The sequence below is a fragment of the Streptomyces atratus genome, from assembly GCF_014648655.1.
Classification (GTDB): domain Bacteria; phylum Actinomycetota; class Actinomycetes; order Streptomycetales; family Streptomycetaceae; genus Streptomyces; species Streptomyces atratus.
This window is the reverse complement of record NZ_BMRN01000006.1, coordinates 242278-262110: the sequence shown is the minus strand read 5'-3', so window position 1 is coordinate 262110 and position 19833 is coordinate 242278. Positions and strand designations below refer to the sequence as shown.

Annotated in this window: 16 protein-coding genes and 1 pseudogene; 9 read left to right on the top strand and 8 right to left on the bottom strand. The window is 69.6% G+C overall.

The genetic code is table 11. The features are described from left to right. Nucleotides 1-409: 409 nt before the first annotated feature. The 3 genes and pseudogenes from IEZ15_RS13300 to IEZ15_RS13290 all read right to left on the bottom strand — a co-directional run bounded on the left by IEZ15_RS13300 (nt 410) and on the right by IEZ15_RS13290 (nt 2862). Complete coding sequence (locus IEZ15_RS13300) at nt 410-1465, bottom strand: AI-2E family transporter (RefSeq protein ID WP_189276721.1); 1056 nt, start codon at nt 1463-1465, stop codon at nt 410-412. A 50-nt stretch (nt 1466-1515) separates the two neighbouring features. Continuing rightward, nucleotides 1516-2211 (bottom strand): annotated as a pseudogene (locus IEZ15_RS13295) (pirin family protein); the annotation flags it as partial. 210 nt (nt 2212-2421) lie between these two features. Then, the gene (locus tag IEZ15_RS13290; protein WP_072487501.1) at nt 2422-2862 is read right to left on the bottom strand and encodes an SseB family protein; all 441 of its coding nucleotides are present in this window, start codon (nt 2860-2862) and stop codon (nt 2422-2424) included. Between the two features lie 172 nt (nt 2863-3034). On the opposite strand from IEZ15_RS13290, the gene IEZ15_RS13285 reads away from it, so the two are divergent. From IEZ15_RS13285 to IEZ15_RS13260, 6 genes are all read left to right on the top strand, one after another. Continuing rightward, nucleotides 3035-4861 carry an acyl-CoA dehydrogenase gene (locus tag IEZ15_RS13285; RefSeq protein ID WP_114245440.1) on the top strand — a complete coding sequence of 609 codons (1827 nt, stop codon included), beginning with the start codon at nt 3035-3037 and terminating at the stop codon, nt 4859-4861. Nucleotides 4862-4970: 109 nt separating this feature from the next. Next, a complete protein-coding gene (locus IEZ15_RS13280; protein WP_189276718.1) occupies nt 4971-5594 on the top strand; it encodes a Uma2 family endonuclease in 624 nt (207 codons plus the stop codon). Between the two features lie 115 nt (nt 5595-5709). Then, nucleotides 5710-7008, top strand: coding sequence for a M18 family aminopeptidase (locus tag IEZ15_RS13275; RefSeq protein ID WP_189276716.1), 1299 nt, complete (start codon nt 5710-5712; stop codon nt 7006-7008). 94 nt (nt 7009-7102) lie between these two features. Then, nucleotides 7103-7324, top strand: a complete 222-nt coding sequence (locus IEZ15_RS13270; protein ID WP_189276714.1) for a DUF6458 family protein — start codon at nt 7103-7105, stop codon at nt 7322-7324. Nucleotides 7325-7454: 130 nt separating this feature from the next. Further along, nucleotides 7455-10538 (top strand): AfsR/SARP family transcriptional regulator, encoded by a 3084-nt coding sequence (locus IEZ15_RS13265; RefSeq protein ID WP_189276712.1) that lies wholly within the window; start codon nt 7455-7457, stop codon nt 10536-10538. A 171-nt stretch (nt 10539-10709) separates the two neighbouring features. Continuing rightward, nucleotides 10710-11468, top strand: coding sequence for a DUF4232 domain-containing protein (locus IEZ15_RS13260; RefSeq protein ID WP_189276709.1), 759 nt, complete (start codon nt 10710-10712; stop codon nt 11466-11468). A gap of 108 nt (nt 11469-11576) precedes the next feature. Here IEZ15_RS13260 and IEZ15_RS13255 read toward each other — a convergent pair whose 3' ends face one another. Next, entirely contained in the window at nt 11577-13403 is a 1827-nt protein-coding gene (locus IEZ15_RS13255) for an NHL domain-containing thioredoxin family protein (protein ID WP_189276708.1), read from the bottom strand. Nucleotides 13404-13467: 64 nt separating this feature from the next. Between IEZ15_RS13255 and IEZ15_RS13250 the strand changes: the two genes are divergently transcribed. Beyond that, complete coding sequence (locus tag IEZ15_RS13250; protein WP_114245446.1) at nt 13468-13959, top strand: LURP-one-related/scramblase family protein; 492 nt, start codon at nt 13468-13470, stop codon at nt 13957-13959. A 25-nt stretch (nt 13960-13984) separates the two neighbouring features. Here the strand turns inward: IEZ15_RS13250 and IEZ15_RS13245 are convergent, their stop codons facing one another. After that, complete coding sequence (locus tag IEZ15_RS13245) at nt 13985-14785, bottom strand: carbon-nitrogen family hydrolase (RefSeq protein WP_189276706.1); 801 nt, start codon at nt 14783-14785, stop codon at nt 13985-13987. Nucleotides 14786-14955: 170 nt separating this feature from the next. On the opposite strand from IEZ15_RS13245, the gene IEZ15_RS13240 reads away from it, so the two are divergent. Further along, a complete protein-coding gene (locus IEZ15_RS13240) occupies nt 14956-15780 on the top strand; it encodes a maleylpyruvate isomerase family mycothiol-dependent enzyme (RefSeq protein WP_114245448.1) in 825 nt (274 codons plus the stop codon). Nucleotides 15781-15861: 81 nt separating this feature from the next. Here the strand turns inward: IEZ15_RS13240 and IEZ15_RS13235 are convergent, their stop codons facing one another. Continuing rightward, entirely contained in the window at nt 15862-17172 is a 1311-nt protein-coding gene (locus IEZ15_RS13235) for an MFS transporter (RefSeq protein WP_189276704.1), read from the bottom strand. After that, nucleotides 17169-17876 (bottom strand): GntR family transcriptional regulator, encoded by a 708-nt coding sequence (locus tag IEZ15_RS13230; RefSeq protein WP_229845866.1) that lies wholly within the window; start codon nt 17874-17876, stop codon nt 17169-17171. The genes IEZ15_RS13235 and IEZ15_RS13230 overlap by 4 nt, the downstream gene beginning before the upstream one ends. Before the next feature lie 207 nt (nt 17877-18083). Here IEZ15_RS13230 and IEZ15_RS13225 point away from each other — a divergent pair, with 207 nt between their 5' ends. After that, nucleotides 18084-18983: a D-alanyl-D-alanine carboxypeptidase family protein gene (locus tag IEZ15_RS13225; protein ID WP_189276702.1), complete on the top strand. Its 900-nt coding sequence runs from the start codon at nt 18084-18086 to the stop codon at nt 18981-18983. A 77-nt stretch (nt 18984-19060) separates the two neighbouring features. Here IEZ15_RS13225 and IEZ15_RS13220 read toward each other — a convergent pair whose 3' ends face one another. Next, entirely contained in the window at nt 19061-19495 is a 435-nt protein-coding gene (locus tag IEZ15_RS13220; RefSeq protein WP_189276700.1) for a VOC family protein, read from the bottom strand. Nucleotides 19496-19833: the final 338 nt, after the last annotated feature.

The window sequence follows — 19833 nt, the reverse complement described above, 5'->3', positions numbered from 1 at the left end:
TCTCGTTCATCCAGTCTTCGCGGTTCGGGGTGGATTCAGCCTCCCCAGGCTACCGCCCGCACCGGCACGGAATCATTGACATTGACATTTCAAGATCATCCGGGGCGCGACGGCGGGCGTCGGACCGCGCCCGGGCGGGCCCCGGACAGCATTCCTCGGTGGCATCCATGGAGCAGATCTTCTTAAATTGGGGCAATGCGCACCGCGGACGTCCTGGCCGCGACCGCGACCGGCCTGTGGCGCTGGGACAACGGAGCCGGGACCGTCACGCTCGATGCGGAGGCGGCCCGGCGTGGGGCGTGGATCCGCAGGGGGCGGGGAAGTCGATCTGGTTCGAGCTGTACGAGTCGGAGGCAGGGGACTGAACCGGGTCGTCGCGCTCGCGCCTTGCGCGTGGACGGTTCCGTCCTCAGGCGCCGGACGGGCTGGAACGCTCTCCGCGCAGTTCGCCGAGGATGCCGAAGGCCGCCGCGCAGGCCGGTACCGCGAGCAGCATGCCCAGCAGGCCCGCCACGCTGGCGCCCGCGGTGATCGCGATCATGATGGTGGCGGGGTGCATCTGGACCGTACGGCTCTGGATCATCGGCTGCAGCACATGGCCCTCCAGGACCTGTACGGCGAGCACGACCCCCAGCACCCACAGTGCGATCACGAGTCCCCGGTCGGCGAGCGCGACCAGGATCGCGACCGCACCGGAGAGGAACGCCCCGAGGTAAGGGATGTAGGCGCCGACGAAGACCAGCGCACCGAGCCCCACCGCGCCCGGCACCCGCAGGATCAGCAGTCCGGCCGTGATGCAGACGGCGTCGATCAGCGCGATGAACGTGGTGCCGCGCATGAAGCCCTGGACGGCTTCGAAGGCCCGCCGCCCCATGGCCTCGACCAGGTCCCCGGTACCGCGCGGGGCGACCGAGTGTGCGAGGGACACGGCCTTGTCGGAGTCGCGCAGGAAGAAAAAGGTCAGCAGGAGGGCGAGGACGCTGGTCGCGAGCAGCGAGCCGATCAGGCTGATCCCGGAGAGGATTCCGCCCGCGGCGCTCGCGCCGAACTTCTCGACGAGTTTGCGGGCATTGGCGACGAGGTCGTCCACATTGGTGTTCTTGCCGATCCCGAAGTGGTCGATGATCCACTGCCCGGCGTCCTTCAGCGACCGGACGATCTGGTCGCCGGTGTCGACGAGCGCGGTGACGACGATGTATCCGGCGCCGCCGACCACCGCGACGAGCAGGGCGCAGGTGAGCCCCGCGGCCAGCGAGCGGTTCATTCCGCGGGCGGTCAGCCGGCGGTGGACCGGGCCGAGCAGCGCCGTGCCGAGCAGCGCGAGCAGAACGGGGGTGACCGCGGTCTTGAAGATGATGCACAGCCAGACCGCGACCGCGGCAACCCCGGTGACGAGGAGAACGACACCGCACCAGGCGGCTGTGCGCCGCGCACCGTCGGGCAGGAGGGGTTTTGGGGTCTGCACCCTCCCACCCGATCACGGTGCAGGTGTGATGTCCACTCCGTCCGCGGGTGTCACATTCCGTGGACGGCGGGCACCGTACCGAGGCGACCGGCCTGGAAGTCCTCGAAGGCCTGCTTCAGTTCGGCCTGACTGTTCATCACGAACGGCCCGTAGTGCGCCATCGGCTCGCGGATCGGACGGCCGCCGAGCAGGACGACCTCAAGGTCCGGGGCGTTGCCGTCCTGCTTCTCGTCCGCGCGGACGGTCAGCGAGGAACCGGCGCCGAAGACTGCTGTCTGCCCCATGTGGACGGGGCGGCGCTCCGCACCGACGGTGCCGCGCCCGGCGAGCACGTACGCGAGTCCGTTGAAGTCCTCGCGCCACGGCAGGGTCACCTCGGCGCCGGGGCGGACGGTGGCGTGGATCATCGTGATCGGGGTGTGGGTGATGCCGGGGCCCTCGTGCCCGTCGAGCTCACCGGCGATGACGCGGAGCAGCGCGCCGCCGTCCGGGGAGGCGAGGAGCTGGACCTGGCCGCCGCGGATGTCCTGGTAGCGGGGGTCCATCATCTTGTCGGCCTTGGGCAGGTTCACCCAGAGCTGGAGGCCGTGGAAGAGACCGCCCGACATCACGAGGGACTCCGGCGGGGCCTCGATGTGGAGGAGGCCGGACCCTGCGGTCATCCACTGGGTGTCGCCGTTGCGGATGGTTCCGCCGCCGCCGTTGGAGTCCTGGTGGACGAAGGTTCCGTCGATCAGGTACGTGGGCCGTGGCGTCGCCCGAGGCGGCGACCTTGGGCAGGGTCAGTGGGTTTTCGACGGTCACTGCGGGCATGGGAGCCACCTCCGGGATTGTCCTGAGCCCAATTTAGTTGAATGGTGAACATCCCGCAAGGCGTCATTCATTCCCGCACCGCCCACGACAACGCGAAGGGGCCCGTACCGATCGGTACGGGCCCCTTCCGGAAGGCTCTGACGTCAGCCGTACATACGGCGCATCGCGAAGTCGACCATCTGCTCCACGGCCTTGGCGTCGAAGACCATGCGGTGCTCACCCTCCATGTCGAGGACGAAGCCGTAGCCGGTCGGCAGCAGGTCGATCACCTCGGCCCCGGTGATCACGAAGTACTTGGACTCCTTGCCCGCGTACAGCCGCAGCTCCTTGAGCGTGGTGAACATCGGGATCACCGGCTGCTGGGTGTTGTGCAGCGCGAGGAATCCGGGGTTGTCGCCGCGCGGGCAGTAGACCTTCGACGTCGCGAAGATCTGCTGGAAGTCCTCGGCGGACAGCGAGCCGGTGGTGAAGGCCCGTACCGCGTCCCCCAGGGACGGCGGCGAGGGCTCGGGATACAGCGGCTGCTCGCCGTAGCCGCCACCCATCTGCTGCTGTGCGCCCGGGTTCTGGTCGTAGCCGTACATACCGCAAAGAGTAATCGGCCACATCGGACCCTTGAGGGGTTGCGTCTTATTACTGACGGGTAGCATCATCGGAGAGGTCAGCTGATATGCGCACCGCCAGCTCGTCGCCCGCCCGGCCCACGCCCCTTCCCGGGGTGCTGCACGCCACTGCTATTGATTACGGAGCCTTCACATGGGGCACTACAAGTCGAATCTCCGCGACATCGAGTTCAACCTCTTCGAGGTGCTCGGGCGCGACAAGACGTACGGCACCGGCCCGTTCGCCGAGATGGACGTCGAGACGGCGAAGAGCATCCTCGACGAGGTCGCCCGCCTCGCGGAGAACGAGCTGGCCGCATCCTTCGCCGACGCCGACCGCAACCCGCCGGTCTTCGACCCGGAGACCAACACCGCGCCGGTCCCGGAGACCTTCAAGAAGTCGTACCAGGCGTTCATGGACTCCGAGTACTGGCGTCTGGGCCTGCCCGAGGAGATCGGCGGCACCACCTCCCCGCGCTCCCTGATCTGGTCCTACGCGGAGCTGCTGCTCGGCTCGAACCCGGCCGTCTGGATGTACTCCTCGGGCCCGGCGTTCGCCGGCATCCTCTTCGACGAGGGCAACGAGGCGCAGAAGAAGATCGCCGAGATCGCCGTCGAGAGGCAGTGGGGCTCGACGATGGTGCTGACCGAGCCGGACGCCGGTTCGGACGTCGGCGCGGGCCGCACGAAGGCCGTCGCGCAGGAGGACGGCTCCTGGCACATCGAGGGTGTGAAGCGCTTCATCACCTCGGGCGAGCACGACATGTCCGAGAACATCATCCACTACGTGCTGGCCCGCCCCGAGGGCGCAGGTCCGGGCACGAAGGGCCTCTCGCTCTTCATGGTCCCGAAGTTCCACTTCGACTGGACCACCGGCGAGCTGGGCGAGCGCAACGGCGTGTATGCGACGAACGTCGAGCACAAGATGGGCCTCAAGGCGTCCAACACCTGCGAGATGACGTTCGGCGACCAGCACCCCGCCAAGGGCTGGCTGATCGGTGACAAGCACGACGGCATCCGCCAGATGTTCCGCATCATCGAGTTCGCCCGCATGATGGTCGGCACGAAGGCCATCGCGACCCTGTCGACCGGCTACCTCAACGCGCTGGAGTACGCCAAGGAGCGCGTCCAGGGCACGGACCTGTCGCAGTTCATGGACAAGACCGCCCCCAAGGTCACCATCACGCACCACCCCGACGTGCGCCGCTCGCTCATGACGCAGAAGGCGTACGCGGAGGGCATGCGCTCCCTCGTGCTGTACACCGCCTCCGTCCAGGACGCGATCCAGGAGAAGGAGGCCGCGGGCGAGGACGCCAAGGCGCTGCACGGCCTCAACGACCTGCTGCTCCCGATCGTGAAGGGCTACGGCTCGGAGAAGTCGTACGAGCAGCTGGCGCAGTCGCTCCAGACGTTCGGCGGCTCCGGGTACCTCCAGGAGTACCCGATCGAGCAGTACATCCGTGACGCCAAGATCGACACGCTGTACGAGGGCACGACGGCGATCCAGGGCCAGGACTTCTTCTTCCGGAAGATCGTCCGCGACCAGGGCGCCTCGCTCAACGCACTGTCCGAGGAGATCAAGAAGTTCCTCGCGGGCGCCCAGGGCAACGAGGAGCTGTCCGGTGCGCTGGACTCGCTCGCCAAGGCGGCCGTGGACCTGGAGGCGATCGTCGGCACGATGATCACCGACCTCACGGCGACCGGCAAGGACGTCAAGAACATCTACAAGGTGGGCCTCAACACCACCCGCCTGCTGATGGCCTCCGGCGATGTCGTCGTCGGCTACCTGCTGCTCAAGGGCGCGGCCGTGGCGGCCGAGAAGCTGCCGGCCGCCTCCGCGAAGGATGTCGCCTTCTACCAGGGCAAGATCGCCGCCGCGAAGTTCTTCGCCGCGAACGTCCTGCCGGGCGTCTCCGCCGAGCGCGCGCTCGCCGAGTCCGTCGACAACTCGCTGATGGAGCTGGACGAGGCCGCGTTCTAAGCCTTCTCCGCCCCAGACGTCAACACGCACCGTCACCCGGACACGCTTTCGGGTGGCGGTGCTGTCGTATCAGCTGGGTAGGCTGACTGCAGGGCCCAGAATCCCGTCCATGGGAGGAACCATGACCGCCGAGGCACTGCCCAAGGCGTCGCAGCTGCGGCGCGACGATTCCAAGTGGCCGGTCCCGCCGCCGGACGGCTACACCGTGGACGACCTGTTCACGCTTCACGACCTCCCGCCGCACACAGAGCTGATCGACGGGAGTCTTGTTTTCGTGAGTCCGCAGCGGAAGTTCCACACGCTGGCGATGTATCTGTTGGAACAGGGGCTGCGCAGCCACGTTCCGGAAGATCTTCGCGTTCGCCGCGAAATGGCCGTCGTGCTCGGCAAACGCAACGCCCCGGAACCCGACCTCGTCGTGGTGACGGCCGAAGCGGACGGGGACCAGCGCCAGACCCGCTACCAGGCCGCCGATGTCCTGCTCGCCGTGGAGGTCGTCTCGCCCGATTCCGAGGCCAGGGACCGCGACACCAAGCCGCACAAGTACGCGGGGGCGGGCATCCCGAACTTCTGGCTCGTCGAGATGGCCGAGAACGACCGGCCCGTGGTCTGGACGTATCAGCTGGACCCGGTCAACAAGACATACGTCTCCACCGGCGTCCACCACGACCGGCTGAAGCTCTCCGCCCCGTACGACATCGACATCGACCTGACCGCCATCGACAAGCTGTAGTCCCGGTGGCCCCGGAACGGCGAGAAGCCCCCGCGACGCTCCCCGGACATTGAGCGGGCGCCGGCCGCGGGGCGACCGTGAAACCTCTCGGTCCTGCCTCGTTACAGTGAAGAACATGAGTTCCTCCCTCCGCTTCGACCGCGGTCACACCGACGATCTGATGGCCTTCCTGATGGCCTCCCCTTCCCCCTACCACGCCGTGGCCACCGCGGCCGAGCGGCTGGAGAAGGCCGGGTTCCGACAGGTCGAGGAGACCGCGGCCTGGGACGGCACCAGCGGGGGGAAGTACGTCCTGCGCGGCGGTGCGATCGTGGCCTGGTACGTGCCGGAGGGCGCCGCGGCGCACACTCCGTACCGGATCGTCGGAGCGCACACCGACTCGCCGAATCTGCGGGTCAAGCCGCTGCCCGACACCGGGGCGTACGGCTGGCGGCAGATCGCCGTGGAGATCTACGGCGGGACGCTCCTCAACACCTGGCTCGACCGGGACCTCGGTCTCGCCGGCCGGATCTCGCTGCGCGACGGCACGCACCGGCTGGTGAACATCGACCGGCCGCTCCTGCGCGTACCGCAGCTGGCCGTACACCTGGACCGTTCCGCCAACCCCGACGGCCTGAAGCTCGACCGGCAGAAGCACATGCAGCCGATCTGGGGTCTCGGGGACGTCGAGGAGGGCGACCTGATCCGCTTCGTCGCCGAGGAGGCGGGCGTCGACGCCGAGGACGTGACCGGCTGGGACCTGATGCCGCACCCCGTCGAGCCGCCCGCCTACCTGGGCCGGGACCGTGAGCTGCTGGCCGGGCCCAGGATGGACAACCTGCTCTCCGTGCACTCCGCGACCGCCGCGCTCGCCGCCGTCGCCGGGCAGCCGGACACCGAACTTCCGTACATCCCGGTCATGGCCGCCTTCGACCACGAGGAGAACGGCTCGCAGTCCGACACCGGCGCCGACGGACCGCTGCTCGGCACGGTCCTGGAACGCTCGGTGTTCGCCCGTGGCGGTACGTACGAGGACCGGGCCCGCGCCTTCGCCGGGACCGTCTGTCTCTCCTCGGACACCGGTCACGCGATCCACCCCAACTACGCCGAGCGCCACGACCCGACCCACCACCCGGTGGTCAACGGCGGACCGATCCTCAAGGTCAACGTCAATATGCGCTACGCGACCGACGGCAGCGGCCGGGCCGTGTTCGCGGCGGCGTGCCAGAAGGCGGACGTGCCGTGGCAGACGTTCGTCTCCAACAACTCGATGCCGTGCGGCACCACGATCGGCCCGATCACCGCCGCCCGGCACGGCATTCAGACCGTGGACATCGGCGTCGCGATCCTGTCGATGCACAGCGCCCGTGAACTGTGCGGCGCGGACGATCCGTATCTGCTGGCCAACGCGATGACGGCGTTCCTGGCGGGCTGAGACCGACCGCAGCCCCGGGCATGGTCGTTGCCGGGCCGGGTACGCGATCCGTACACCGGCCCGGAACCGCCGGGCCGTCGAGGAGGCGGGATCCATGGGCCTCGGAGGATGCATCATCCTCATCGGCGCCGGGGCGATACCGGCCTTCGCCACCGACTGGAAGATGGACACCGTCAACGTCGACCTGGTCGGCTGGATCATGATGATCGTCGGCATCATCGGGGTCTTCGTCCACGCGAGCATCGCGCGGCGCCGCCGGATGGTCGTGCCGCCCCGCACGACTGTCGTGTCCGAGGACGAGCGCCGCCACCCCTGACCCACGGCGCCGGTCAGGTCGCGCCCCGCCGACCGGGGCGACCCGTCGTCGGCCCCTCGGAGCCCCCGATATTCTGGGACTTGTCCCGGGCCCCACCTCGGGCGTATCCCGCCCGGAAGGGGAGAAACTCGTGGAGTTCCGGTTGCTCGGCACCGTCTCCGTCGACACACTCACCGGGCCGCTGCCACTCGGCCCCGCCAAACGCCGCAGCCTGCTCGCCGCGCTCCTGCTGTCCGCCAACACACCGGTCTCCATCGCCCGGCTGACGGACTGCCTGTGGGACGACACACCGCCGCTGCACGCCCGTGGCGTCATCCAGGGGCATGTGTCCCGGCTGCGCGCCCTCCTGGTGGGCGCGGACGCGGAGGCGTACGGGGTGGAGCTGGTCACCCTCGGCGACGCGTATCTGCTGCGGGTGCCGGAAACCCTGCTGGACTCCCAGCGGTTCGAGGAACTGCTGATGCTGGCGCGGGAGCAGCGCAGCCCCGTCGACTCCGTACTGATGCTCAAGGATGCCCTGTCGCTGTGGGAGGGACCGGCGCTCAACGGCGCGTTCGCTGGTCCGCCGCTCCAGGCGGCCGCGCACTCGCTGGAGGAGTCACGGCTGGCGACGGTCGAGCAACTGGCGCTCGCCTATGCGACGTTGGGGGAGCACAACCGGGCCGCGTCGGTGCTACGGGCGGAAGCGGTTGCGCATCCGATGCGGGAGTCGCTGGCGGCGGCCTTGATGACGGCGCTGTACCGGGCGGGACGTCAGTCGGAGGCACTGGACTGGTTCCACCGCACGAGGCGGCTTCTCGCCGATGAGCTGGGGGTCGACCCGGGGCACGAGCTCGCCGATGCGTACGCGCTGATCCTGCGCGGCGACCCCGGGCCGGACGCCGCGCGGGACACCGCACCGGACGCCCGAAGGAACACGGCCGACGGCCCGGCAGCGCCGATGCGCGGTCCGGGTCGGCCACGCAACGGCTCCGGCAGTGGCACGGGCATCGAGAGAGGCCACGGCGGCGGGAGCGGTCACGGCAACGGCACGGGCATCGCCAACAGCAACGGGGCTTTGTCCGTGGCCCGTCCGGTGGCCGAGCGTCGGGTCGGGCCGGACACGGAGACCGAACCGGCCGACCACCCGGGCAGCTCCACCAGCGGTACACGGGACAGGGCGGAAGCCGAACCGGCCGACCACCCGGGCGGCTCCACCAGCGGTACGGGGGACAGGGCGGGAGCCGGTAGGCACTTGGCCCCCGGCCTGCCGTCTCCCCGTTTCCTCCCCCCGCCGCCGCCCCTCGTCGGCGAGCCGCACCCCACCGATCTGCTGCCCCGCGCACCCCGCGGCTTCCACGGGCGGGGCGCCGAACTGGCCGCGCTCACCCGGGCCGCGGCCGGCGAGGCGCCCGTCTGTCTGGTCACCGGGCCGGCCGGCGTGGGAAAGACCGCGCTGGCCCTCCAGTGGGCGCACCGCAACCCCGCCGCCTCCCCGGACGGACGGCTCTTCGCCGATCTGCGCGGATTCAGTGACACCGGTGAGCCCGCGCTCATCGAAGTTCTGCGTGAGTTCCTGCTGGCGCTCGGCGTCGCGCCGCGCCGCGTCCCCGAGTCGGTCCCCGCCGCGGCGGCGCTCTTCCGTTCCCTGACCGACCGGCGCCGGCTGCTCGTCGTCCTCGACAACGCCCGCGACTCCGCCACGGTCAGGCCACTGCTGCCGGGCGGCATCGACTGCGTCACGCTGGTCACCAGCCGGCACCGGCTGGAAGGCCTCATCGCCTCGGACGCGGCCCGTCCCGTCCCGCTCGACATACTCGAACCGCAGGACAGCACGGCCCTGCTGGCCGGTGTCCTCGGCGAGGACCGGGTCCTCGCCGAACCGGTGGCGGCCCGCCGGCTCGCCGGGCTCTGCGGAGGCCTGCCGCTCGCCCTGCGTGTCACCGCGGCCCGGCTGGCGGGGCGTCCGCAGTGGACGCTGGCAGGACTGGCCGACGAACTGGCCGACGAGCGGAGTCGGCTGACGTACCTCGACGTGGACGACACCGGTGTCTCGGCCGCGCTGCGGCTGACCGTGCAGCAGTTGCCGCCGGACGCCATCCACCAGTTCGCCCGGCTCGGCCACCACCCCGGCGGCCACTTCGACCCGTACACGGCCGCCGCACTCGCCGGCACGGACCCGGTGGTCGCGGCAGCGGCGCTGGAACGGCTCGCCACCGCCCACCTCGTCACCGAGACGACGCCCGGGCGCTGGGTGCTGCACGATCTGGTACGCCTCTACGCCCGCGGTCTGGACCCCGCGTCCGGGTCCGAGGCCCTCGTCGGTGTCCTCGACCACTACATCGCCACCGCGCTCGCCGCCGCCGACACGGCCGAACCCGGCGGTGAGCCCTGTTTCGTCCTGCCGGACGACTACCACCGCCCCACCGCGACAAGGGACTTCACCGACCGGGCGGCGGCGATGCACTGGCTGGCCACCGAACGCGACGACCTGGCCCTGGCCGCCGTCGCGGCCAGGGCCGCCGGGCTCGACGACCGGGCCTGGCGGATCATCCTGCTCCAGTGGCCGCAGGTGGTCTGGCGGGTACGGGACAGCTGGGCCCCGCTGCTGGAACTGGCGCTGGACTCCGCCCGCACCGAGAACGATCCGTACGCCGAGTCGCGGGTGATCAATCTGCTGGGCTGGGTGCTGACCGCGGAGGGCAGGACCGCCGAGGCCGTCACCCTGCTGGAACGCTCGCCCGGCCTCGCCCGGCAGGCCGGTGACCGGCTCGGCGAGGCGACCGCGCTGATCAACCTGGCCGTCGTGCAGGCCGAGGAGGGCGCGCTCGACATGGCGCTGGAGGGCTGCGGCCAGGCCGTGGGCCTGGCCCGTGAAGAACGCGACGCACACACCGAGATGCTCGCGCTGCAGCACCTCGCCCGGATGCAGCTCGCCGCGAACCGGCCGCAGGACGCCCTCGTCTCCGCCCGGACGGCGCTCGACCTCGGGCCCGAGCACGAGGAGGCCGCACGCCGGGTGCTGCTGCTGACCACCAGCGGCGAGGCCCGTCTGGCGCTCGGCGAGGAGAGCGAAGGCGTCCGGCTGCTGGACCGGGCGGCCGAGGAGGCGGAGCGCACCGGTTACGACGAGGGAGCGGTACGGGCCCTCGAAGCGTTGTTGCGGGTGACGGCACAGTCGGAGTACCGCAAACGGTACGAACAGGCGGTCCGGCGGCTCGCCGAAGACGGGTGAGCCGCGCCCCCGCGCAGCGACGTGAGGGGGAGGGACGGGGCGTCAGCGGGACGTTAGCGGGACGGCAGCAGAACATGAGCGGCGGACCCCAGACTCATACATGTCAGCAGGTCAGAGGCGCTCGCCACATGACCCGGCGTTCACCTCACCGTCACATTCGGGGGAATTTCCATGAGTACGCTCCGCAACCGCACCACCATCCTTGCCGCCGCGACCACCGCCGTGCTCGCCCTGGCCCTCACCGCCTGCGGTGGCGACGATTCCGGCACGAAGTCCGCCGGCCCGGCGAGCGACGCCGCAGCGGCTGCCGCCTCGACGGACGCCACCGACGCGAAGACCACGGGCACCGCGAAGACCGGCGGTGCCGGGCAGAACACCGGAGCCACGAAGACGGGCACCTCGAAGACCGGCACCTCGAAGACTGGCACGTCCAACGGCAGCGCCAAGACGGGCGGCGACACCAGCGACAGCTACGCCTACAAGCACCCGTGCAAGAGCGCGGACCTGTCGGTGCGCGTGTACCCCCGCCAGGGCTCGGCCACCCAGCAGGTGATCGAGGTCAACAACGTCGGCGCGAACTCCTGCGGCCTGAGCTACTTCCCGCGGGTCAGCCTGGGCGCCGCGAAGGCCTCGGACCACAGCTCCGACATCCAGCCGACCGTTCCCGGCGGCCTGGGCGGCGCACCCGCGTACCCGGTCAAGCCCAAGACGGCCGCCATCGCCGTGATCGACCTCAACCCGAGCGGTGCGAACGGCCTGACCTGGATCGACGAGATGAACGTGCTCGCCGACGGCGACCACATGCCCAACGCGGAGACGCAGAACTTCGAGCTCGGCCCCGATGTGAAGGTGCGCGACCCGAAGCTCGGCCTGTACCGGAGCACGGTCGCCGAAGCGGTGAGCTCCATGAAGCAGGCGGGCACCTCCTGACCCGCTGAGCCGGGCCGTACGACGAGCCCCGCGGGACGCGGCCCCTACCCCGCCGCACGCACCTCACCCGGCGCAGAAGACCCTCCGTGTCCGGAGCTCCGGGCGCCGTCAGGCCTGCTCGTCCATCCCTGCCAGCACCAGCGGCAGCCGGGGCGTTCCTTCCGCGGTCACGCGGACGGGGACGCCCCAGTCCTGCTGGTGGACATGGCAGGCCGGGTACTCGTTCTCCGGGTCGTCGTCGCAGGACGCCGCCATCGCGGACACATGCAGGACGCCCTCGGTGACGCCATCGGCCAGGACCAGGTCGCGGAACAGATCGGTACCGGGACCGGAGCCCTCCGCCAGCAGCTCGGGCGGGGTCGCCGAGACCAGCAGCCGGGTCGAGGGACCGTACTGGGTGTCCAGCTTCTGCCCGGCGGGGGCCTGGAAGACCACATCGAGCCGGAGCGTGCCAGGGGTGATCTCGGTGGCCGCGCGCTGCGTGTGGTGTGCCTGGCCGGCGACGCGTACGGCCTCCTCCGGGAGCCGCAGCCGGGTCAGCCGGTGCCGGGCGGACTCGACGACGACGAGATCGCCTTCGACCAGCACGGCGTCGCTGGGCTCGCGCAGATCCGTGGCCAGGGTGGTGACCTCACCGCTCGCGGGGTCGTAGCGCCGCAGCGCGTGGTTGTACGTGTCGCACACGGCGACGGACCCGTCGGGCAGCGCGGTCACGCCCAGCGGATGCTGGAACAGGGCCTGATCCGCGGCACCGTCGCGGTGTCCGAAGTCGAAGAGGCCGGTGCCGACGGCCGTACGGACGGCAAAGCCAGTGCCGTCGCGCTCGACGTACCGCAGGGCGGACGTCTCCGAGTCGGCGACCCACAGCCGCTCCCCGTCGGCCGACGTGGCGAGCCCCGACGGCTGGGCGAACCAGGCCTCGTCCGCCGGCCCGTCGACCAGGCCCTCGTTGGTCGTGCCCGCCGCGACCTGCACGGTCTCCGTCGCGGGATCGTACGTCCACAGCTGGTGCACGCCCGCCATGGCGATCCACAGCCGGTCCGCGAACCAGGCGACGTCCCAGGGAGAGGAGAGGTCGACCTCGCGGGCCGGGCCGGTCGTCGGCGAACCCTGCCACCACTGGCGGCCGGTACCGGCGAGGGTCGTCGTCAACCCGGTGGTGAGGTCGAGGGCGCGGATGGCGTGGTTGACGGTGTCGGCGACCGCGATCCGGCCGTCGGGCAGCACGGCCAGCCCCTGCGGCTCGGAGAACCGGACCCCCTCGGGCCCGCCGTCGGCGATCCCCCTGTCCCCCGTACCGATGTGACGGCGAACCGTTTCACCGTCACGTTCGATCTCGACCAGGCGGTGGCGGGTGGTGTCGGAGACGAGGAACCCGCCGTCGGGCAGGAGCAGGGCCTTGCCCGGGAAGCGCAGATGCGTGGCGACCGGCTCGGGCGCGACGTAGGGGCCGTCGCCGCGGCGCAGCGTGCCCTTCGCGCCGTGCTCGGCCTCCAGCTCCTCGACCAGCTTCGCGATGGCGTGCGCATGGCCCTCGCCCGCGTGCTGGGCGACGACATAGCCCTCGGGGTCGATGACGACGAGCGTGGGCCAGGCCCGTACGGCGTACTGCTTCCACGTCGCCAGTTCCGGGTCGTCGAGGACCGGGTGGTGGACCTCGTACCGCTCGACGGCGTCGACGACGGCCTGGTGCTCGGCCTCGTGGACGAACTTCGGCGAGTGCACACCGATGATCACGACGGTGTCGCGGTGCTTCTCCTCCAGCTCGCGCAGCTCATCGAGGACATGCAGACAGTTCACACAGCAGAACGTCCAAAAATCCAGAATGACAATGCGTCCTCGCAGGTCAGCGAGGGTGTACTGCTGGTCGCCCGTATTGAGCCAGCCGCCCCTGCCGACCAGCTCGGGGGCCCTGACGCGCGCACGTGTTGCCATGTGAACAGTCAACATCACCGTGGCGTCCACGCATTCCGCAGGTACCTCGGGGAACCTGTGAGCCATGAAATTCCTGGTGCGTGAACGGCTCTTCGCCGTCGGTGACGACTACTGGATCGAGGACGCGGACGGACGCAAGGTGTTCCTCGTCGACGGCAAGGCCATGCGGGTGCGGGACACCTTCGAGCTGAAGGACGCGCAGGGCCGGATCCTGGTCGAGATCCGGCAGAAGCTGCTCAGCCTGCGCGACACGATGCTCATCGAGCGGGACGGCGAGCAGCTCGCCAGGATCAAGCGCAAGCGGCTGTCGCTGCTGCGCAACCACTACCGGGTCACGCTGGTCGACGGCACCGAACTCGACGTCAGCGGCAAGATCCTGGACCGCGAGTTCGCCATCGACTACGACGGGGAACTGCTGGCCCAGATCTCACGGCGGTGGCTGACCGTCCGGGACACGTACGGGATCGATGTCGTACGGGAGGACGCCGACGCGGCACTGCTCGTCGCCGTATCGGTGTGCGTCATCGTGCTCGCGGACAAGGAGCACGAGGGCTGACCTCGGCGCGTTTCACGTGAAACGTCTACTTGCCCGTCTCCGGCCGGGCCAGCCCCAGGCGGCGGTCCTTGAGCGCCGGGAACTGCTCGCGCGTGGCGGCAACCTTCGACGGGTCGAACTCCACGGTGAGCACCTCCTCGTCCGCGCCCGCCTCGGCAAGCACCTCGCCCCAGGGGTCGACGACGATGCTGTGTCCGGCCTGCTGGATTCCGGCATGGGTGCCCGCGGTGCCGACGGCCAGGACGTACGACTGGTTCTCGACGGCGCGGGCCCGGGCCAGGAGCGTCCAGTGGGCGCGACGGCGCTCCGGCCAGCCCGCCGCGACGATCAGCGTCTCGGCGCCCGCGTCGACCAGGCCGCGGAACATTTCCGGGAAGCGCAGGTCGTAGCAGGTGGCGAGGCCAAGGGTGGTCTGCGGCAGGGCAACCGTGACCAGCTCCTCGCCGGCGCCCATCATGACCGCCTCGCCCTTGTCGAAGCCGAAGCGGTGGATCTTGCGGTACGCGGCGGCCCGCTCGCCCTCGGGTGTGAAGGCGAGCGTGGTGTTGTAGAGGGTGCCGTCGGCCGCGCGCTCGACGAAGGAGCCCGCGTGCAGCCAGACCCCGGCGTCGGCAGCGGCCTTCGCCATGATGTCGTGGGTGGGCCCCTGGAGCGGCTCGGCCTCGTCCGCGAAGGCGGTGTACGCGAACGCGCCGACCGGCCAGAGTTCAGGAAGAACCACCAGATCCGCACCGCGCTGGGCCGCGATCAGCGAAGCCGCGCGTTGCCTACGGGAATTGACGGATTCGTCCGGGTCTACTGCGATCTGGATGAGGGAGGCGCGCACACTACCACCGTCCTGGCATTCGAGCCGTCAACACGGGCCTACGATCGTCACACGAAAGCACTGCCGGGGTGCCTGCTCGCAGCGTAACTTAGCGATCGAACCTCCCACGCAGCCCGCCGCCCGCGCCCAGCACTCCAGCCCATGCACCGCAGAACCGCACGAGGGGTCCCGTGACCGTCCATCCCAGCCTCCAGACCTACGCCGATGCCTGGACCCATTCCATCGAGTCGATAGCCGAGCTGGTGAAGCCGCTCGCCGAGGGAGAGTGGAACCGCCGTACGCCGTGCCCCGCCTGGTCGGTGCGTGACATCGTCTCGCACGTCATCGGCATGGAGTGCGAGCAGCTCGGCGACCCGCGTCCGATCCACACGCTGCCGCGCGATCTCTACCATGTACAGAACGACTTCGCTCGCTACATGGAGATGCAGGTCGATGTGCGGCGCCACCACACCGCGCCGGAGATGACCTCCGAGCTGGAGTACACGATCATTCGCCGCGCACGTCAGCTGCGCAACGAGACACGTGACCCCGAGACCATGGTCCGGGCGCCGCTCGGCGCCGAGCAGACCCTCGAACTGGCACTGCGGATGCGGGCCTTCGACGTCTGGGTGCATGAGCAGGATCTGCGGGCGACGCTGGGGAAGCCCGGCAATCTGGACTCCCCCGGCGCTTCTGTCGTCCGGGACACCCTGCTCGCCGCGCTGCCGAAGGTGGTCGCCAAGGACGCGGGCGCACCGGCCAATTCGGCGGTCGTGATCGATGTGCACGGGCCGATGGAGTTCCTGCGCACGGTCAGGGTCGATGCGGAGGGCCGCGGTTCGGTGGACGGTTCGCCGTCGCTCGGGCCCGCGGTGACGCTGGCGATGGACTGGGAGACGTACTCCCGCCTCGCCTGCGGGCGGGTACGGGCGGGTGCGGTCGCGGACCGGATCAAGGTCGAGGGCGACCAGGATCTGGCGGAGGCGATCCTGCAGAACTTCGCCGTGACGCCATAGCGCCACGGCGCCGCCCCACCGTGGTCGGCGGCGCCCGTCGTGCGAGGACGGGCGCGCCGCCGATCAGGTGCGACAGGCGCGTTACACGGGTACGTGCACGGCTTCCACGCGGCTGATCACATGGTGCTCCCGCTCGCGGTGCGTGGCCCGGGAGTGCAGCCGCAGAATCTGTACGACGCCGAGCGCCTCCAGCACGAAGACCGAGGCGAACGCGATCCGGTAGTTGTCGCCGGTCGCGTCCAGCAGCACGCCGACGGCGAACAGCGTGGTCATCGAAGCGATGAAGCCGCCCATGTTCACGATGCCCGAGGCGGTGCCCTGACGCTCCGGCGGGTTGGCGGGCCGTGCGAAGTCGAAGCCGATCATCGAGGCGGGACCACACACGCCGAGCACCACGCACAGGACGATCAGCAGCCACATCGGCGCACGGTCGCCCGGGTAGAAGATGGTCGACGCCCAGAGCAGGGCCGTCACGGTGACCGTCCCGAGGGCCAGCGGGGCGCGGGCCTCATGGTGGCGGGCGATGATCTGCCCGTAGACCAGCCCGAACGCCATGTTGGAGAGCACCACCAGGGTGAGCAGCTCACCGGCGGTGGACCGGCTCAGCCCCTGTGCCTCCACCAGGAACGGCAGCCCCCACAGCAGCAGGAACACCATGGCCGGGAACTGCGTGGTGAAGTGCACCCACATCCCGAGCCGGGTGCCGGGCTCCCGCCAGGAGGCGGCGATCTGCTTGCGTACGTAGGCGGCGCCCGCGTGCTCGACGGGCGGCGGCTCGTGGCCCTCGGGGTGGTCCTTCAGGAACAGCAGGAGAGGCACGAGGACGAGAACCCCGGCGGCGGAAGTGCCCACGAAGGTGGTGGTCCAGCCGAATCCGTGCAGGGCCCTCGCGATGAAGAGCGTCGAGACGAGGTTGCCCGCCATCCCGAAGAGCGCGGCGACCTGCCCGATCAGCGGACCGCGCCGGGCCGGGAACCAGCGGGCACCGAGCCGCAGCACGCTGATGAAGGTCATCGCGTCGCCGCAGCCGAGCAGCGCCCTGGACGCCAGCGCCATGCCGTACGAGGGGGAGAGCGCGAAGCCGAGCTGCCCCAGGGTGAACAGAACGGCCCCGAGGGTGAGGACCTTCTTGGTGCCGAGCCGGTCGACCATCAGGCCGACGGGTATCTGCATGCCCGCGTAGACGAGCAGCTGAAGGATGGAGAACGTGGAGAGTGCGGAGGCGTTGACGTGGAACCGGTCGGCGGCGTCCAGTCCGGCAACACCCAGGCTGGTGCGGAAGATGATGGCGACGAAGTAGACGGCGACGCCGATGCCCCAGACCCACGCGGCACGCCGGCCGCCGGGTGGATCTCCGGGCAGGGACAGGGTGGGAGCGGCAGCAGAACTCACCGGTCCTCACCCCTGACCAGCACCTTGACCCGGCTGACATGACGCCGCACGACTTGTGCGGCACCGTCCGCGTCACCGGACCTGATCGCTTCCAGCAGCTCACCGTGCTCGGTGATGTTGTCGGCGATCCTGCCCGGGTGCGCCTCCATCACGGCGACGCCCATCCGCAACTGCCGGTCGCGCAGCTGGTCGTAGAGGCGCGAGAGAATGTCGTTGCCCGCGTTGCGCACGATCTCCGCGTGGAAGCAGCGGTCCTTCACGGACACGGCGGCCAGGTCCCCGGCCTCGGCCAACTGCCGCTGCTCCTGAAGAAGTTTCTCGAGCCGTCCGATCAACTGCGCCGAGGCGGGAACGGCCTTGCGGGCCGCGAACTCCTCGACGAGCAGCCGGGTCTCCACCACATCCGCGATCTCCTGCGCGGAGACGGCGAGAACGAGAGCGCCCTTCTTCGGATACAGCTTGATCAGCCCCTCGACCTCCAGCCGCAGCAGCGCCTCACGCACGGGCGTACGGGAGACACCGACGGCCGTCGCGAGATCACCTTCGGTGAGGAGCGTGCCGCCTTCGTAGCGGCGGTCCAGGACCGCCTCCTTGATATGGGCGTAGACGCGCTCGGCGGCGGGGGGCTGCTTGACGGAAGACTTCACGGTCGACTGCGCGGCGGACTTCGCAGGGGACTTCACAGCTGGGGGTGCGGCAGGCATGTACACAGCATAGATACAACATGCGTGCATGATGAGACCCGTCCGGGATCCGGACAGGTTCAGGATGGGCGCCACCCCACGGCCCGAACCACCCTTACCTCCGAAATTGCCTCAGGAATCAGCACATCCTTCCCCCGGCCCCATGAGTCTCACCACCGAGCGGCACCCTCATGTGGCCGCATTCCAGGGGCATTTGGAGCGTTCAAGTTGAAAATCGGCATTAAGGGCATAAACCGCGTTTCCGCCACTGCCACCGTGGCCCTCACCGCGGGTGCCGTCATCGCGGGCAGCGTGTTCGCCTCCACGGCACAGGCCGCGACGCCGCCCACTCCCACGATCACCGCCAAGGGCGGTTACGTGATGAACAACGGCACCGCGAAGACCCTGTACGCCAAGGCCGCGGACACCCGTCGCTCCACCGGATCCACCACCAAGATCATGACCGCCAAGGTCGTCCTGTCGCAGAAGAACCTCAACCTGGATTCCAAGGTCACGATCCAGAAGGCGTACAGCGACTACATCGTCTCCAAGGGCGCCTCGTCGGCCCGCCTGATCGTGGGCGACAAGGTCACCGTCCGCCAGCTGCTGTACGGCCTGATGCTGCCGTCCGGCTGCGACGCCGCGTACGCGCTGGCCGACAAGTTCGGCTCCGGCACCACCCGCGCGGCCCGCGTGAAGTCGTTCATCGGGAAGATGAACGCCCAGGCCAAGTCCCTCGGCCTGAAGAACACCCACTTCGACTCGTTCGACGGCATAGGGAACGGCTCGAACTACTCGACGCCGCGCGACCTGACGAAGATCGCCAGCAGCGCGATGAAGAGCTCCACGTTCCGCACGGTCGTGAAGACCAAGTCGACCAAGCAGAAGGTCACCACGAAGAGCGGTGGCTATCGCTACATGTCGTGGTCCAACACCAACGCGATGCTCAGCAGCTACAGCGGCGGCATCGGCGTGAAGACCGGTTCCGGCCCGACGGCCAAGTACTGCCTGGTCTTCGCCGCGACCCGTAACGGCAAGACGGTCATCGGCACGGTGCTCGCCTCGACGTCGGCGGCCAACCGTTCCGCGGACATGAAGAAGATCATGGACTACTCCTTCAAGAAGTAGCCCACTCGATCCACAGCACCACACGCAAAGAGGGGGCCCGCACCAAGCGGGCCCCCTCTCGCCGTACCGGAGAATGCTCAGTCGAGACAGAACTCGTTGCCCTCGACGTCCTGCATGTTGATGCACGACTCGTTCTCCTCGTCGGCATACAGCACCTTCGTGCACACCGCGCCGAGCGCCACCAGCCGATCGCGTTCGGCCTCGAGCACGGCCAGCCGCTCCGCACCCACGAGCCCGGTGCCGGCCCGGACGTCGACGTGCACCCGGTTCTTGGCGACCTTGCCTTCGGGAACGCGCTGGAAGTACATGCGCGGGCCCTCACCCGTGGGATCGGAGCACGCGAACCACGCACCCCGCTCCTCGGGCGGCAGCGAGTCGTTGTAGGCGTCCCAGGTGTCGAACCCCTCCGGCGGGGGCGGTGCGACGTACCCCAGCACCTCGCACCAGAAACGGGCGACGCGCTCGGGATCCGCGCAGTCGAAAGTGATCTGGATCTTCTTGACCGATGCCATCCGGTCACCCTAACAGCGGGCCTCCGCCAGCCAGTTCCCCTTTTTTGAGCCCGAGATTCTGAGCGACCTTCCAGTCGCTGACGGCACCTCAACGCTCTATCGAGGGAGCAACCGGTGTCGTCGTCAACAAGGAGGAGTCATGAGCGATATGGGCGGCCACGGGTGGTGGTTGGTCTTCACGACGGTGCCCGTCGCGGGCACCATCGTGGGAGCGGTCGCGTACTGGCTGCCAGAACGTGTTCGCCGTGTCGGCCGGGGTGCGAGTGCGCGGGCCGGTGGGACGTCCGCGCACCCGGGGCGCCGGCGTCTCCCCGCTCAGCGAAGACCGCGCTTCTCGC